We start from the raw sequence: 16,506 nt of genomic DNA on the forward strand, positions 1-16,506 counted from the left end.
CGACCGTGAGGTGCAGTCTGGAATTCTAGCGCTGATAGATCAAATCGTTCTTTTCGATGACTCCCATAGCGGCGATAGATCGATGACGCGCTCGCGACAGACGCGTGTCGCGCGCAACGGACGCGTGTCGATCTCCGCGCTCAATCGCCGTAGTAGGTGATGCCGATGCGAATGCGCTCGCGCCCCTGCTCGCGCCGATGGCGGTTGCTGTCGCGCAGCGAATACACGCAGCCGCAGTATTCCTGCTGGTAGAAGCGCTCGCGTTTGCTGATCTCGATCATGCGCTGGCTGCCGCCGCCCTTGCGCCAGTTGTAGTCCCAGTAGCGCAGCCCTTCGTAAGCAGCGACCGCGCGATGGCCGCAGTCGTCGATCTGCGCCATGTTCTTCCAGCGCGAGATGCCGAGCGAACTGGTCATGGTCGAAAAGCCGTGCTCGTGCGCGTACAAGGCGCTGCGCTCGAAGCGCATGTCGAAGCACATCGTGCAGCGGATGCCGCGCTCGGGCTCGTTCTCCATGCCCTTGGCGCGCGCGAACCAGTTGTCGGTGTCGTAGTCGGCGTCGACGAACGGCACGCCGTGCTGGCGCGCGAAGCGCACGTTTTCTTCCTTGCGCAGCTCGTATTCTTTCTGCGGATGGATGTTGGGGTTGTAGAAGAAGATCGTGTAGTCGATGCCCGATTCGAGGAACGCCTCCATCAACTCGCCCGAACACGGCGCGCAGCAGGAGTGCAAGAGCAGCTTGCCACCGCCGGGCAAGCTCAGCTTCGCGCGCGTCGTGCTCATGTCTCGCTCGCCACCAGCTTGACCACGCTGGAGAAGTCGAGCCCGCCGTTGCCGCGGCGGCTGTTCATCGCATACAGGTTGCGCGCCAATTCGCCCAGCGGAATCGCCGCACCGCTGCCGAGCGCGGCTTCGGCGGCGAGGCCGAGGTCTTTGAGCATCAGATCGTTGCCGAAGCCGCCGCTGTAGCCGCGCGAGGCCGGCGCGTTCTCCAACACGCCCGGCCACGGATTGCAGACCTCGGTGGCCCAGCTGCGGCTGGTGCTGACCGCCATCATCTGCGACAGCGTCTTCGCGTCGAGTCCGTGTGCGACACCGAGCGCGATCGCCTCGCCGGTGGCGGCCATGATCACGCCGAGCGCCATGTTGTTGCACAGCTTGGCGACCTGACCGGCGCCGGCGCCGCCCATGTGGAAAACGTTCTTGCCCATCGCCGCAAGCAGCGGACGCGCGCGCTCGAGCGCCGCCGCGTCGCCACCGACGATGAAGGTCAGCGTGCCGGCGGCCGCACCGGCGGTGCCGCCGGAAACCGGTGCATCGAGCATGGCCAAGCCGCGCGCGGCGGCCGCGGCGGCCACGTTGCGCGCGGTCGCCGGCGCGATCGTGCTGCAGTCGACGATCAGCGCGCCGTCGGCGATGCGTGCGAGCAGACCGCCTTCGCCGAGATACAAGCTCTCGACGTGGCGACTCGCCGGCAGCATCGAGACGACGATTTCGGCATCGGCGACCGCATCGGCCGCGCTCGCCGCGGCGTCGGCACCGGCCGCGACCGCGGCTTGCAGCGCGGCGGCGGACAGATCGAAGGCACGCACGGCATGACCGGCCTTGAGCAGGTTCGCGGCCATCGGGCCGCCCATGTTGCCAAGGCCGATGAAGGCGATGCGACTCATGCGTGTGTCTCCTGTGCGGACCGGCCGAGATCGGCCAACGGATGCGCGTCGGCCGGCCACGGCGCGGTGAAGAAGGTTTCGGCCCAAGCCGATGTGGCGGCGTCCAGGCTGGCCGGGTTCCAGCGCGGCTGGCGGTCCTTGTCGATCAGGAGCGCGCGGATGCCTTCGGCGAAATCGCCGTGCGCCGCGCAGTGCAGCGAAACGAGGTATTCGAGGCGGAAGGTGTCGGCCAGCGACAGCGATGCGGCGCGCCGCGCCAACTCGAACGCGAGCCGCGCCGAACCGGGCGCGCCGCTGGCGAAGGTCTTCTGTGCGTTGGCGAGCCAGGCGTCGGAAGCGTCCAGCGTCGCGATCGCCTGTGCGATCGCTGGCAGCGAATCGTGCGCGCAGGTCGCAGCGATCAGCGCGCGATGACGCTGCAGCGGACCTTCGGCCGGCGTCTGCGCGTGCAGGGTCAGAATCTCACCGAGGCGCTTGCGATCGGCCGCCGCCTCGCCGCTCCAGTACGCATCGAGCAGCGCGTCGCGCAGCGTGTCGTACATCGCCTGCGGCACGTAGTGATCGGCGAGACCCGCATGGATCGCGTCGCCCGCATCGAGCGGCGCGCCGGTCAGGGCGAGGAACAAGCCGCCGCGATCGGGCACGCGATGAAGCAGCCAGCTGCCGCCGACGTCGGGATACAGGCCGACCGTGATTTCCGGGAAGGCGAGCTTGGAGCGTTCGGTGACGACGCGCTGACCGGCGCCGGCCATCAGGCCGATGCCGCCGCCCATGACGATGCCGTGGCCCCAGCACAGGAGCGGCTTGGCGTAGGTGTGGATGCGGTAGTCGAGCCGGTATTCGGTCGAGAAGAAATCGGCGGCGTAAGAATTGGCGCGAATGTCTTCGTCATTGCTGCTGCGATGCTCGAGCATGCTGCGGTAGAGCGCCTGCAGATCGCCGCCGGCGCAGAACGCTTTTTCGCCGGCACCTTGCAGCACGACCAGCGCGATGGCGGCGTCGTCGGCCCAACGGGCGAGTTGCGCGTCGAGCCGGCGCGCCATCTCGAGCGAGAGGCCGTTCAAAGTCGCCGGCGCGTTCAGAGTCGCGAAACCGATGCGCTTGCCGGCGCGCGCGATGCGTTCCTCGAACAGCACCGGCGCAGCGAGATCCGCGGTCATGCGTTGTTCCATTGCGCGGCGCGCTTGCCCAGAAACGCGGCGACGCCTTCGCGCTGATCGAGGCTGTCGAACAAGTCGACGAAGCTCTCGCGCTCGGCCACCAGCGCGCTCGCGTGCGTCTGCGTGCGCGTCGCCTGGACCAGACGCTTGCACGCCGCGACGCTGACCGGACTCTGCTTCTCGGCCTGCTTAGCCCAGGCCAGCGCGCGCGCCTTCGCCTCACCCTTCGGCACCACTTCTTCGACCAGGCCGATACGCTGAGCCGTAGCCGCGTCGATGCGCTCGCCGAGCAGGATCATGCGCTTGGCCCAGCCCTCGCCGACCAGGCGCGGCAGGTTCTGCGTACCGCCGGCGCAGGGCAACAGACCCACCGTCGCTTCCGGCAGCGCCAGCTGCGCCTGCTCCTCCGCAATGCGCAGGTCGCAGGCGAGCGCGCATTCGAGACCGCCGCCCATGGCGTAGCCGTTGATCGCCGCGATGCTGACGCCGCGGAACGCGCTGAGCGCTTCGAACGCTTCGCCGAAGCGGCGCGCCGCCTCGCGCGCGAGCGCCTTGTCGCCGTCGGCGAATTGCTTCAGATCGGCGCCGGCGCTGAAGAACTTCTCGCCCTCGCCGGTGACGACCAGGGCGTAGATGTCGCGTTCGGCGTCGAGTGCGCGCACCAGGTCGCGCAAGGACTGAAGGCTGTCGCGCGTCCAGGTATTGGCCGGCGGGTTGCTCAGGGTGACGACGGCGGTATGGCCGTCGATCTCGAGCGCGAGCCCGGTCCAGGTTTTTTCGACTAGGTTGCTCATCGCAACTCCTCTTCGGTGTTCAACAGATGGCGCGCGACGATCACGCGCATGATTTCGTTGGTGCCCTCGAGAATCTGGTGCACGCGGCAATCGCGCAGCAAGCGCTCGATCGGATACTCGCGGATGTAGCCGTTGCCGCCGTGCAGCTGCAGCGCCTCGTTGCAGACGGAAAACCCCATATCGGTGGCGAAGCGCTTGGCCATCGCGCACCAGACGGTGGCATCGGAGCTGCGCGCGTCGAGCTTGCGTGCCGCCGTGTGCACCATCTGCCGCGCGGCGACCAGCTCGGTCGCCATGTCGGCCAGCTTGAACTGCAATGCCTGGAACTCGGCCAGCTTCTTGCCGAACTGGCGCCGCTCGCCGAGGTAGCGGCGCGCGGCGTCGAGTGCGCCTTGCGCGGCGCCGAGCGAACAGGCGGCGATGTTGATGCGGCCGCCGTCGAGTCCTTTCATCGCGATGCGGAAGCCCTCGCCCTCGTTGCCGAGCAGGTTCACCGCCGGCACGCGCACCTGGTCGAAGCTGACGCCGCGCGTGGGCTGACTGTTCCAGCCGAGCTTGTCTTCCTTGCGTCCGTAGCGGATGCCGGGTGTGTCGGCCGGCACCGCGAACGCGCTGATGCCGCGCGGGCCGTCGCCGCCGCTGCGCGCCATCACCACCAGCATGTCGGTGGCACCGGCGCCGGAGATGAAGGCCTTGCTGCCGTCGAGCACGTACTCCTCGCCCTCGCGCACGGCGCGCGTGCGCAGCGAGGCGGCGTCGGAACCGGCGCCTGGTTCGGTCAGACAGTACGACGCGAGCTTGGCGCCGCCGGCGAGCGCGGGACCCCAGGAATCGCGTAAGGCCGGCCGCGCGTGTGCGGTCAACATCCAGGTCGCCATGTTGTGGATGCTGATGAAGGCGGCGGTCGACGGATCGACCGCAGCAAGTTCTTCGAACACGACCGCGGCGTCGAGCCGGCTCAAGCCGCCGCCGCCGGCCGCTTCGTCGACGTACATCCCGCAGAAGCCGAGTTCGCCGGCCTTGCGAATCGCCTCGCGCGGAAATTCCGCTTCGGCGTCCCAGCGTGCCGCGTGCGGCGCGAGTTCGGCCTGCGCGAAATCGCGCGCGGCTTCGCGGAATGCGAGCTGTTCTTCGCTGAGGCCGGCACCGCTTTGCACCAGCGCATGCATGTCCATGACGGCGGCCATCACTTCAGGCTGATCGTCGTGTTGACGCCGTGGCCGAGCGTTTCGTCGTCGAACCAGCGCGCGGTGACGGTCTTGGTCTGCGTGTAGAAGGTGACGACCTGCTTGCCGTACGGGCCAAGATCGCCGAGCTTGGACGCACGCGAGCCGGTGAAGGAGAACAGCGGCACCGGCACCGGAATCGGCACGTTGATGCCGACCTGACCGACGTCGATGTCCTCTTGGAACTTGCGCGCGGCGGCGCCCGACTGGGTGAAGATCGCGGTGCCGTTGCCGTTCGGATTCGCGTTGACCAGCGCGATCGCTTCGTCCAGCGTGTCGGCGCCGAGCAGCACCAGCACCGGGCCGAAGATCTCTTCGTCGTAGATGCGCATGCCGGGCTTGACCCCGGAGAACACGGTCGGACCGACGAAATTGCCTTGCTCGTAACCGGCCACCTGCGGCTGGCGGCCGTCGAGTTCGAGCGTGGCGCCCTGCTCCACGCCGGCGGCGATCAGGCCCTCGATGCGTTCGCGCGCCGCGCACGAGATCACCGGTCCCACGTCGGTGCCCGCTTCGGTGCCGCCATTGACCTTGAGCGTGCGCGCCTTGGCGACGAGGTCGGCGACCCACGAACGCGCCTCGCCGACCAGCACCGCGGTGCTGGCCGCCATGCAGCGCTGCCCGGCCGCGCCGAACGCGGCGCCGACCATCGCGTTGAGGGTCTGCTCCTTGTTCGCGTCGGGCAGCACGACGGCGTGGTTCTTCGCGCCCATCATGCATTGCACGCGCTTGCCGGCGAGCGACGCGCGCTGGTAGACGTGGGTGCCGACCTTGGTCGAGCCGACGAACGAAACCGCTTTGATGTCGGCGTGATCGCAGATCGCGTCGACCACTTCGGCGCCGCCGTGGACGACGTTGAGCACGCCCTTCGGAATGCCGGCCTCGAGCGCGAGTTCCACCAGACGCATCGTCACCAGCGGGTCCTGCTCGGACGGCTTCAGCACGAAGGTGTTGCCGGTGGCGATCGCCATCGGGAACATCCACAGCGGGATCATCGCCGGGAAGTTGAACGGCGTGATGCCGGCGCAGACGCCGAGCGGCTGCAGGATCGTGTACGTATCGACGCCGCCGGCGACGTTGTTGGCGAGCTCGCCGAGCTGCAGGTTGCCGATCGCGGCCGCGTGCTCGACCACTTCGAGGCCGCGGAACACGTCGCCTTCCGCATCGGGCAGGGTCTTGCCCTGCTCGGCGGTCAGGATCGCGGCGAGTTCGCGCATGTGCTCGCGGATCAGCTGCTGGTATTTGAGGAAGATGCGTGCGCGCGCGCCGATCGGCGTCTTGCGCCAGCTCTTGAATGCGCGCTGCGCGGCGGCGACGGCGGCGTCGACTTCCTCCGCGGTCGCGAACGGCACACGCGCGAGTACGGCCTGGGTCGCCGGATTGACGACCTCGCGCCATTGCGTGCTGCGGGATTCGACGAACTCGCCGTCGATCAGAAGCTTGACCGTCGCGACTTCGGTCGCGACGCGGTGCAACTCGTTCATGGTCCTGTCTCCGTAACGCTCACCCGCGTGGCGGGGATGCGGAGGCAGGACGAAACGATCGGGGCGACACGGCGCGCAGATCGGCTCGCCGGGTTGCCCACCGCAACACCCGAGTGGGACATCGTGACGATGTCCGCTCAGGCCGGTCTCCGGGCTCGCGAGCGATGCTTGCGCATCCGCCCGACTCCTTCCCGCGCGAACGCAGTGGATGACTGTCGGGTTTTCTCGCCTACCGTTGCGGGGGCAGCGCCGGCCTTGAAAAGCGCGATCGCGGACGATCGCAGACACTTCTCTTACCGGCTTCCCGTTTCACCTCGCGCCGTAGCGCGAGACACCTGAAGCCCGCGCAGTGTAGGCGTGCGGCGCTGCACGAACAAGCGCCGCCGGTCCGTGCGCGGACGTATCTGCGCGCGGCGGTGTCGATGCACTGAGATCAGAACGTGGCGACGGCGCGGGCGAACAAGAATGCGCCGACGACGATCGCGAGCGCTCCGCTCAATTGCGCGATGCGCGCGCCGTCCGCCGACAGACGCTCGCCCAAGATGGCGGCGGTGACCAGCGCCAGCACGCACGGGTTCATCATGCCGACGACGAGCAGGATCGCGTTCAGATTGGCGCAGCTGCGCAGGCAATGCAGGCCGAGGCGCAGGCCGTAGATACCGGCGGCCGCGGCGCCGGCCGGTACGCCGTATTCGCAGGCCGCTGCGCGACGGCAATCGCGCAGCCGGCGCCGTTTCCAAGCGGAGCGCTGCACCGCGCCTGCGGCGAGCACGAGCGCGCCGGCCGCGATCGGCGCCGCGCGGGCCAGCGCCGCGTATTGCAACAGCGCTTGCACCAACGCGGCTCCGAGCACGAACACGGCAAGCCCGGCTACGACCCAGACGAAGAAGTAGCCGGCAGCGGCCAAGACGACATAGCGATCCGCGTTTGCATGGCCGCGCCGCAACAGCGCTATGCGATAGCGCAGCAGCATCGGCGCCAGCGTCGGCAGCATCATCGCGATCGCCATCGCCGTCCACGCAGCGAGGAAGCCGACGGCGGCATCGAGCCAAGCTTGGCCGCACATCGGCTGCCACATCGCCGTCAGAGTCCAACCGCCGTGCATCGGCTGCTCGCCCATCGCCGCCATCGTCGCTGTGGCGTGCAACGTCAGTGCGACGGCGAGGACGAAGACGAATGCGCAGGCTGCGCAGAAAACGTCCGCATCGCGGCGCACGCATCCGGCTTGTGCTGCCGCGCGCGGCGACGCGATCGCCGCGCCGGCCGCCATCGCTGCGTTCAGCCGCAACACGGCGCGACGCCCGTGGCCTTCTCGTACTCGTCGCGACGCCGCCACCAGATGCCGCTCTCGTTGCGTCCGAGCGGCGCGCGGTCGAGCCATTGGTACATGCCCCAGAGGCCGTCGAGTCCGCGCGCGTAGGTCGAATAGGTGTGCTGCACGACGCCGTCTTCGAGCACGAACGCGCTCATGCCCGGCCGCTCGCGCAGATAAACGGCGCGATCCACGCCGCACATCGCGGCGAACGCGTCCTCGGCGGCGGCGCCGCCGCCTGCCTGTTCGGGGTTCCACGGCATCGGCGGCTCGCGTTCGAAGTTGTATTCGATGCCGCGCTCGCTTTGCTGCGATGGAGTGAAGGAGACTTGGAAATCGAAGTTGAACTCGCTGTCGGCGGAAGACGCCCACGGGAAACTCCAGCCCATGCGCTGCCGGTAGGCCAGAAGCTGCGGCAGCGGCGCCCGTGACACCGCCATCAGGGTGACGTCGTGATGAGCCAGATGCGCGACGAAGCCGTCGAAGCCGTCGGCGATCGCGGTACAGGACGGGCAGCCGGCGCGATAGTCCGGGCCGAACATGAAGTGGTAGATCAGAAGCTGCGAGCGCCCGCGGAACAGGTCGGCCAGCGTGGCCTCGCCCTGCTCGGTGTGGAAGCGGTACGGCTTGTCGATGCGCAGCCGCGGCAGCGCGCGGCGCTGCCGCGCCAGCTCGTCGCCGCGCCGCGTGTGTTCTTTCTCCGCTTGCAAGAGTTCGCGCCGGGCGGCCAGCCAGGCGTCGCGGCTCACAGTCGTTTGCGTCGTCATCGTATGCTCTCCGTCGGTGGCCTCGCGCCGGTGATGGCCGGCGCCGTCGAGGCGGTGCGAACCAGACTAGAGGCGGACGCCGACGCGGGGGGAGTGACATCTGTGGCGCGATTGAGAGAGGCGGGATCGAGACCGGCGCGGCCGCGATGAACGAACCGAATCGGTCCGCATGGATTCGCTGATCAACGCCGCCGCGCGGGCGCTCGCCGCCGGCGATCCGCTCGGCGCGCTCAAGCGCGTCGCCTTGCGCGAGGATGCACCGGCGCTGGCGCTGCGCGGCATCGCGATGGCGCAACTGGGCGATTTGGCGCGCGCGAAAGTCTTGCTGCGCGGCGCGGCGCGCGCGTTCGGCGCGAAGGAGGCGCTGGCGCGTGCGCGTTGTGTGGTCGCCGAGGCGGAAGTCGCGCTCGCCGCGCGCGACCTCGCCTGGCCGGTCCGATCGCTCGATGCCGCGCGTGCCGTGCTCGATGCGCACGGCGACCGCATCAACGCGGCACAGGCGCGTTACCTCGACATCCGGCGTCTGTTGCTGATCGGCCGTCTCGACGACGCCGAAGGCAAGCTCGCCGCGCTCGATCCGGCGCCGCTGCCGTTCGCCCTGCAAGCCACGCACGAGCTGGTCGCCGCCGGCATCGCGCTGCGCCGCCTGCGCACGCGTGCCGCGCGCAATGCACTCGTGCGTGCAGCGCAGGCGGCACGCGCGGCCGGTATTCCGGCGCTGATGGCGGAAGTCGAACAGCTCGCACTCGCCTTGGACACGCCGGCAGCGCGCCGGCTCGCGCACGGCGAAGCGCGATTGTTGCGGCTCGATCAAGTCGAGGACTTGCTCGCCTCCGAAGCCTTCGTCGTCGACGCCTGCCGCCGCGCCGTGCGCGCCGGCGGCCAGGTCACGACGCTTACCACGCGCCCGGTGCTGTTCGCGCTCGCGCGCGCGCTCGGCGAAGCCTGGCCGGCCGAGGTCACGCGCGAGGTCTTGGTCGAGCGCGCGTTCCGCGTCAAACGCATCGACGAGTCCTATCGCGCGCGATTGCGGGTGGAGATCGGGCGGCTGCGCCGCTGCTTGCGCGGCTGCGCCGACATCCATGCAACCGCGCGCGGCTTCGTGCTGGCGCCGCGGGCGGCACGCGAAGTCGCCGTGCTGGCGCCGCCGCTCGAAGACGTGCACGCGACCGTGCTCGCCTTCCTCGCCGACGGCGAGGCCTGGTCGAGTTCGGCGCTGGCGCTCGCGCTCGGCGCCAGCCAGCGCAGCGTGCAACGCGCACTCGATACGCTCGCCGACACCGGCAAGGTGCGCTGGTTCGGGCGCGCACGGGCGCGCCGCTGGCTGAGTGCGCCGCTGCCGGGATTCGCGACGACCTTGTTACTCCCAGCTCCTCTGCACGGCGACTAGGATGAATTCCGTCCTACCACTTAGGACCCATCACCTACGGAGCACCACCATGCAACGATCCAACGCCGAAATCATCCGCGAATACGGCCCCTTCACCGACATCGAGAAAGTGCACGGCGTCAGCTACGACGGTCGCCACGTCTGGTTCGCCAGCGGCGATCGCCTCAACGCGCTCGACCCCGACAGCGGCGAAACGCAGCGCTCGATCGAAGTCGCCGCGCACGCCGGCACCGCGTTCGACGGCCGCCATCTGTTCCAGATCGCCGAGGACCGCATTCAGAAGATCGATCCGCACAGCGGCCGCGTACTCGCCACGATTCCGGCGCCCGGCGCTGGCGGCGACTCGGGCCTGGCTTGGGCCGAAGGCTCGCTGTGGGTGGGTCAGTATCGTGAACGCAAGATCCACCAGATCGATCCCGACACCGGTGCGGTGCTGCGCACGATCCAGTCCAACCGCTTCGTCACCGGCGTCAGCTGGGTCGACGGCGAACTCTGGCACGGAACCTGGGAAGGCGAGCAGAGCGACGTGCGCCGCATCGATCCGGCCTCCGGCGAAGTCTTGGAAGTGCTCGATATGCCGGCCAACCATGGCGTCTCCGGGCTCGAATCCGATGGCGGCGAGCGCTTCTTTTGCGGCGGCGGCGGAAGCGGCAAGCTGACCGCGATTCGGCGTCCGCGTCGCGCTGCCAAGGCTTGAGTCGCGACGCCGATTCACCGAGCGCCCCGACTATCGGACTCTCCTTCTCCCGCTTGCGGGAGAGGGTTGAGGCGAAGGCAATCGGAGTGACGCCTCACTCCCTCGCATCACCCGCATAACCGATGAACTGCGCCCGCACGAAACCGACGATGTCGGCGCGAATGTCGCCGTGTCGCTCTGGAAATTCGATGTAATCGAGCGCGCGGTAAAACAAGTAATAAGTGATCGCGCGCGTCGCCTGCAGCAGCGAGGCGCGATCCAGCCCGGCCGCCAGCTGCCTGCCGACGATCTGCTCGGCGCGATCGGCGGCGATGTCCTCGACCGCCTGCTGCAGGATCGGGCGCATCGGCGAATCCTTGCTGTGCAGTTCGCGCAAGCCGACGATGATGATTTCGCTGTGGTCGCGCACGAAATCGAGGAAGTAGTCGACCGTGTCGACGGTGACGTCGGCGTCGCGTCTGGCCTTGAGCGGAATTTCCTTAAGCTTCGCCATCAGGTGCGCGGCCACCAGCTCGGCCGCGGTGCGGCCGAGTTCGTCGAGGTCGCGGAAATGGCGGTAGAAGGTGTTGTGGTTGAGGCCGGCCTCGCGCGCGAGCTCGCGCAGGCCGAGCGAGGACAGCTCGGTCCCTTCGCGCGCGCCCAGGCGCATGGCGGCTTCGATCAGGCGCCGCTTGCCGTCGGGCAAGGCTGCGAATTCGGCCGGCGGCCAGCGTGTTTCGGTCGGATCGGCCTTCAAAATCTCTCCGCTCGGCGGCAATCGCCGACGTATGCACGCCCGCGGCGACGGCTCGGCGCGTACGTGAATGTAAGCGTTCGCATGTAAAGGTGCGAATGTAAAAACAGAATCTGTGGAAAACTACCCCGGCTTCGCCACCGCCACGTCCGCTTCACGACGATGTAATACACTGAAGGCGCTCGATCGTCTTCGCGGGGAAGCCGTTCGATGCCGTTTTACGTTCTACAGGGGAAAATCATGATCATCCGCTCTCCTCGCCTGCACGGCCGAGGTATGGCGATGCCGCGTGCGCAGCGTATCGCTGCGCTGTGCGCGGTCTCGCTGCTGTTCGCGACCGCGCCGGCGCTCGCGCAGACCATCGTTCCGAACGCGAATCTCGATACGCAGCTGCCGCCGTGGCAGGCGTTCGTCTCCGTGGCACCCGATCCGGCCGGCAGCGGTGCCGCGCCGGTGTGGGTGGCCAGTCCCGACCTTAACAACAGCAGCTTGTCCGGCTCGGCCCGGATCGAGTTGCAGGCGGCCGGCTCGGTCGCCAACGCAGCCGCCGGCATGGCGCAATGCGTCGACTTCAGCAGCGCGACCCTGATCCATTTCGTCAACTACGGCATGAGCTTCCAGGTGCCGGAGACGACCGCCGACGACGGCAGCCTGAGCGCGACGGTGGAAATCCGCCTGTTCACCAATCCCGGTTGCAGCGGCTTCATCAGCGGCGGTAGCCAAGGCCAGACGATCGTGCCGGGCACCGCAGCGGACGCGGCCTGGTACGGCCTCAGCGACAACAGCTTCGTGCCCGCCGGCGCGCCGGTGAACGCCGGCAGCGCGGAAATCCGCGGCTATCTGCGCCGCACCGCTGCGGCGCCGTCGCAAGCGAGCTATCCGATTCATCTCGACCATTTCGTGCTGGTGTTGAACGACACCACGCCGGTCGAGCTGATGCAGTTTTACGTCGAGTGAGGGCGCGCACCATGACCAACCGATTGCTGCCCTCGCTCGCCCTCGCGGTGCTGGTCGCGACCACGCTCGACGCACGCGCGGCCTGCCTCACCACCACCATCGCGCCCGACACCGCACTGCCCGCCGGCAGTGTCGGCGCTGCTTACAGCCAGGCGCTGAGCGCCAGCGGCGCCGGCACCCTGCCGTACGACTTCGCCATCACCAGCGGTATTCCGGCCGGCCTCAGCATGAGCGCGGTCGACAGCACCAATGCCACCCTCGCCGGCACGCCGACGCAGGCCGGGCATTTCCTGACCACCGTCACCGCCACCGACGCCAACGGCTGCAGCGGAGGACGCACCTACGCGCTCGAGATCGCGCCGGGCAACCAGACCATCACTTTCACCTCGACCGCGCCGAACGGCGCGCAGTTGGGCGATCCGCCTTACACAGTCGCGGCGAGCGCGAGTTCCGGACTCGCCGTGACGCTGTCGATCGATGCCGCGTCCGCTGCGGTGTGCACCTTGGCCGGCTCGACGGTGAGCTTGATCGGCGTGGGCACCTGCACGATCGACGCGAATCAGGCCGGCGATGCGAACTGGAACGCCGCGCCGCAGGCGCAGCAGAGTTTCGCCGTCGGCAAGACCGCGCAGACGATCAGCTTCACCAGCACCGCGCCGGCGGCGGCGGTGGTCGGCGGCGCGCCTTACACGGTCGCAGCGACCGCCACGTCCGGTCTCGCGGTCGCCTTCACGATCGATCCGAGCGCGAGCGCGGTCTGCTCGATCGCAGGCGCCAACGTGAGCTTCCACGGCGCCGGCACCTGCGTGATCGACGCCAACCAGGCCGGCGATGCGACCTATGACGTTGCACCGCAAGTGCAGCAGAGTTTCGTCGTCGGCAAGGGCAGCCAAACGATCAGCTTCACCAGCACAGCTCCGGTCGCCGCCGTCGTCGGCGGCACACCCTATACGGTCGTGGCAACCGCCTCGTCCGGCCTCGCCGTCGCGTTCACGGTCGATCCGAGCGCGAGCGCGGTCTGCTCGATCGCCGGCGCGAGCGTCAGCTTCCACGGCGTCGGCACCTGCGTGATCGACGCCGACCAGGCCGGTGACGCCAACTACAATCCGGCGCCGCGCGTGCAGCAGTCGTTCGCCATCGGCGCCGGCAGCCAGACGATCGCGTTCACCTCGACCGCGCCGGCTGGCGCCGCCGTCGCCGGTGCGACCTACACCGTCGCCGCCACGGCGACCTCGGGTCTGCCGGTGACGTTCTCGATCGACGCCGCTGCTGCCTCCGTTTGTTCGATCGCGGGCGACGTGGTGACCTTCCAGAGTGCCGGCACCTGCGTGATCGACGCGAACCAGGCCGGCGATGCGAACTGGAATCCGGCGGCGCAAATCCAGCAGAGCTTCGCGGTCGGACCCGGCGCGCAGACGATCGCGTTCACCTCCACCGCGCCGGCCGCGGCGGTCGTCGCCGGCGCGACCTACACCGTCAGCGCCAACGCGACCTCGGGTCTGCCGGTGACCTTCTCGATCGACGCCAGCGCCAGCGCGGTGTGCTCGATCGCAGGCGCCGACGTCAGCTTCCAAAGCGCCGGCACCTGCGTGATCGACGCGAACCAGGCTGGCGATGCGAACTGGAACCCCGCGCCGCAGGCGCAGCAGAGCTTCCTCGTCGGCAAGGGCAGTCAGACCATCAGCTTCAGCTCGACCCCGCCGGCTGACGCCCACATCGGCGGCGCGTCCTACACCGTCACCGCCACGGCGACCTCGGGCCTGCCGGTGACGTTCTCGATCGATGCCAGCGCGAGCAGCGTCTGCACGATTTCCGGCAGCTCGGTGAGCTTCGTCGGCAGCGGTACCTGCGTGATCGACGCGAACCAGGCCGGCGATGCGAACTGGAACGCCGCGCCGCAGGCACAGCAGAGTTTCGCGGTGTCCGCTTGCATCGCGCTCACGGTGGGCCAGGTCGTGCTCGACCAGATGCCGGGCGGCGCCGACTTCTGCGTCCTCAACACCGACGGCGCCGGCGCCGAGTTCACCTATCTGCCGATCAACATCGATCCGACCAACGATGTCACCTTGAGCCTCACCGGCACCAACGTGGTCGCCGTGACCGGACCGCCGACGCCGATCGCGCCGACACCGCCTTCGCCGCTGGCGCCGTTGGCGACGCCGAGCGAAAGCTTCGACGTCGACTACCACCCGGCCGAAGCGGCCTCGGCGTTCCCGCCCGGCCACGTCATCGAGGCGTCGTCGCTGGTGCATCGCAACGGCCTCAACGCCGGACCGCTGACCGTCGGCCAGTTGATCGATCTGAACGCCTCGGTCGGCGGCTGCGGCGCCACGCCGGACATACGCAAGGGACGCGTCGAAGCCATCACCACGCCGCAGTCAGCCGGCCAGCAGGTGCTGTACGCGGTGCAGGAAGTGGTCGAGACCGCACCGGGCAGCGGCGTCTGGCAGCCGCCGGTCGTGGGCGGTTTCGTCACCGCCGATTTCCAGGCCATCATCGATTCGTTCGTACAAAGCCCGCCCGGCGCCACAGCGCCCGGCAGCGGCATGCTCTCCGGCCAGCTCAAGACCGGCATGATGAATACCTACACCGGCATGTTCGGCGCGCTCAGCGACGTCGACGGCAACGGCGGCGTGATCGTGTTCTTCACCAAGAAGCTGAACGAGCTGTCGCCGCCGGCGAGCAGCGCCATCGCCACCGGGCTGTTCCAGCAACGCGATCTGTTCGCGGCGGCCAGCTGCCCCGGCAGCAACCAAGCCGAAATGCTCTACATGATGGTGCCCGACCCGACCGGCGCGGTGAACAGCAACGTGCGCACGGTGTCGTTCACTTACGGCAACGCCGGCCCGACCCTGGTGCACAACTTCGAGCACCTCATCAACGCCTCGCGCCGCCTCTACTTCAACGGCGCCGCGCCGCTGGAAGAGCAATGGCTGGACGAAGGACTGGCATGGTCGGGACAGGAACTGGCGTTCTTCAACGCGTCGGTCGGCTTGACTCCGCGCAGCAACATCGCGCTGACGAACCTGACCACCGGACCGAATGCATCGGTGCGCGTGGCCGACTTCAACACGTACCAGAATCCGATGTACGGTTCGATGCGGACCTACTTCCTGCAATTGAACGGCACCAACGGCAACATGCGCCTGGGACCGTTCCGCCAGCAGCCGCTGTCGACCGGGTTCCACGACGTGACCGCGCCGAACTTCTCCAACGTCTACGCCTTCCTGCGCTATGCGATCGACCGCAAGAACACCGGCGATGCCGCGCTGTTCAATGCGCTGGTCAACACCACGCAAACGGGCATCGCCAACCTGCAGACGGTGTTGGGGGTCGATCCGAACGAGTGGATGCGTGATTTCCTGGTCGCGTTCTACACCGACGACGCCGGCATCGCCGTGGACCCGCGCTACACCCTGCCGAGCTGGAATTTCCGCTCGGTCTACGGCGGCCTCGGCGGCTTTCCGCTGACGGTCAATCCGCTCGGCGACGGTGTGCCGTTGAACTTCGTGCTCTCGCGCGGCGGCGGCACGCGCTACGCGCGCTTCGGCGTGGCGGCCGGCCAGAGCGCGAACATTGGGCTGACCCAAGGCGGCGCTTCGCCGACCGCGCCGATCACCACCGCGCTGATGCGGACCAAGTAGGTTGCGCCCCGGCTTTGCGCCTCGGCTGCGAGCGTTTTTCGCAGCCGGGGCGCGGAGCCGCCCTCGCCTAACGCGCGTTTGCCGCGCTTTTTTGCCTCGGACTCGGTGATTTACTGCAAAAAACCGGGGGTTCCCTCGTTCCGATGCCCGCGCAACGCCGCTATGATGCTCCTGTCTCCGGGGCGAAGCGTCGATTGCGCCATGCACTCGACGCCTGCACGGGACGTCCATCCACACTACCAACGGAGCCCTGTCCCAACGTATGGCAACCCAATCGAAAACCTCGACATCCGGCAGTCGCATCAAGCCCGTAACCGAAGCCCTCTCCAAGAGTAGCCTGGTCGAGCATCTCGCCAGCAATAGTGGTGTTGAAAAGCGCGACGTGAAGTCGGTTCTGCAGGCGCTCGAGCAAGTCGTCGCTGGAGCTGTCCACAAGAAAGGCGTCGGTCAGTTCACGTTGCCGGGTCTGTTGAAGATCACGGTACAGGCCGTGGCGGCGAAGCCGCGCCGCAAGGGCGTCGATCCGTTCACCAAGCAGGAACGCTGGTTCGAAGCCAAGAAAGCGACGGTCAAGGTCAAGATCCGCGCGCTGAAGAAGCTCAAGGACGCCGCGCTGTAAGCAACACTAGAAACGGCGCAAAAGGGGGTATTGCCGCAGCGACGGCAATCCCCC

General features: G+C 68.2%; 14 protein-coding genes and 1 riboswitch. Of the genes, 5 read left to right on the top strand and 9 right to left on the bottom strand.

The annotated features are described in order from the left end of the window. Positions 1-140 precede the first annotated feature (140 nt). The 8 genes from AC3QL3_RS13625 to AC3QL3_RS13660 form a co-directional block, all read right to left on the bottom strand. Positions 141-782, bottom strand: coding sequence for an epoxyqueuosine reductase QueH (locus tag AC3QL3_RS13625; RefSeq protein ID WP_492894467.1), 642 nt, complete (start codon positions 780-782; stop codon positions 141-143). Then, positions 779-1,669 (bottom strand): 3-hydroxyisobutyrate dehydrogenase, encoded by an 891-nt coding sequence (gene mmsB, locus AC3QL3_RS13630; RefSeq protein WP_492894469.1) that lies wholly within the window; start codon positions 1,667-1,669, stop codon positions 779-781. Before mmsB ends, AC3QL3_RS13625 begins: the two co-directional genes overlap by 4 nt. Beyond that, a complete protein-coding gene (locus AC3QL3_RS13635; protein ID WP_492894471.1) occupies positions 1,666-2,829 on the bottom strand; it encodes an enoyl-CoA hydratase/isomerase family protein in 1,164 nt (387 codons plus the stop codon). The genes mmsB and AC3QL3_RS13635 overlap by 4 nt, the downstream gene beginning before the upstream one ends. Beyond that, positions 2,826-3,623, bottom strand: a complete 798-nt coding sequence (locus AC3QL3_RS13640; protein WP_492894473.1) for an enoyl-CoA hydratase — start codon at positions 3,621-3,623, stop codon at positions 2,826-2,828. The genes AC3QL3_RS13635 and AC3QL3_RS13640 overlap by 4 nt, the downstream gene beginning before the upstream one ends. After that, positions 3,620-4,798 carry an acyl-CoA dehydrogenase family protein gene (locus AC3QL3_RS13645; protein WP_492898933.1) on the bottom strand — a complete coding sequence of 393 codons (1,179 nt, stop codon included), beginning with the start codon at positions 4,796-4,798 and terminating at the stop codon, positions 3,620-3,622. The genes AC3QL3_RS13640 and AC3QL3_RS13645 overlap by 4 nt, the downstream gene beginning before the upstream one ends. Positions 4,799-4,809: 11 nt before the next feature. Then, positions 4,810-6,333, bottom strand: a complete 1,524-nt coding sequence (locus AC3QL3_RS13650) for a CoA-acylating methylmalonate-semialdehyde dehydrogenase (RefSeq protein WP_492894474.1) — start codon at positions 6,331-6,333, stop codon at positions 4,810-4,812. Between the two features lie 123 nt (positions 6,334-6,456). Next, positions 6,457-6,687: riboswitch (cobalamin riboswitch) on the bottom strand. A gap of 79 nt (positions 6,688-6,766) precedes the next feature. Further along, positions 6,767-7,624: a copper chaperone gene (locus tag AC3QL3_RS13655; RefSeq protein WP_492894476.1), complete on the bottom strand. Its 858-nt coding sequence runs from the start codon at positions 7,622-7,624 to the stop codon at positions 6,767-6,769. Further along, positions 7,612-8,412: a DUF899 domain-containing protein gene (locus AC3QL3_RS13660; protein ID WP_492894478.1), complete on the bottom strand. Its 801-nt coding sequence runs from the start codon at positions 8,410-8,412 to the stop codon at positions 7,612-7,614. Before AC3QL3_RS13660 ends, AC3QL3_RS13655 begins: the two co-directional genes overlap by 13 nt. A gap of 169 nt (positions 8,413-8,581) precedes the next feature. On the opposite strand from AC3QL3_RS13660, the gene AC3QL3_RS13665 reads away from it, so the two are divergent. Continuing rightward, the gene (locus tag AC3QL3_RS13665) at positions 8,582-9,802 is read left to right on the top strand and encodes a helix-turn-helix domain-containing protein (protein ID WP_492894480.1); all 1,221 of its coding nucleotides are present in this window, start codon (positions 8,582-8,584) and stop codon (positions 9,800-9,802) included. Positions 9,803-9,851: 49 nt separating this feature from the next. Further along, the gene (locus tag AC3QL3_RS13670; protein ID WP_492894482.1) at positions 9,852-10,499 is read left to right on the top strand and encodes a Vgb family protein; all 648 of its coding nucleotides are present in this window, start codon (positions 9,852-9,854) and stop codon (positions 10,497-10,499) included. Positions 10,500-10,593: 94 nt separating this feature from the next. On the opposite strand, the gene AC3QL3_RS13675 is transcribed toward AC3QL3_RS13670, so the two are convergent. After that, a complete protein-coding gene (locus AC3QL3_RS13675) occupies positions 10,594-11,235 on the bottom strand; it encodes a TetR family transcriptional regulator (RefSeq protein WP_492894484.1) in 642 nt (213 codons plus the stop codon). 237 nt (positions 11,236-11,472) lie between these two features. Here AC3QL3_RS13675 and AC3QL3_RS13680 point away from each other — a divergent pair, with 237 nt between their 5' ends. The 3 genes from AC3QL3_RS13680 to AC3QL3_RS13690 all read left to right on the top strand — a co-directional run bounded on the left by AC3QL3_RS13680 (position 11,473) and on the right by AC3QL3_RS13690 (position 16,452). Then, the gene (locus AC3QL3_RS13680; protein WP_492894486.1) at positions 11,473-12,189 is read left to right on the top strand and encodes a hypothetical protein; all 717 of its coding nucleotides are present in this window, start codon (positions 11,473-11,475) and stop codon (positions 12,187-12,189) included. An 11-nt stretch (positions 12,190-12,200) separates the two neighbouring features. Further along, complete coding sequence (locus AC3QL3_RS13685) at positions 12,201-15,833, top strand: hypothetical protein (protein ID WP_492894488.1); 3,633 nt, start codon at positions 12,201-12,203, stop codon at positions 15,831-15,833. A 262-nt stretch (positions 15,834-16,095) separates the two neighbouring features. Then, the gene (locus AC3QL3_RS13690; RefSeq protein WP_492894490.1) at positions 16,096-16,452 is read left to right on the top strand and encodes an HU family DNA-binding protein; all 357 of its coding nucleotides are present in this window, start codon (positions 16,096-16,098) and stop codon (positions 16,450-16,452) included. Positions 16,453-16,506 lie beyond the last annotated feature (54 nt).

The sequence above is a fragment of the Dokdonella sp. GW821-FHT11D02 genome (assembly GCF_058808595.1).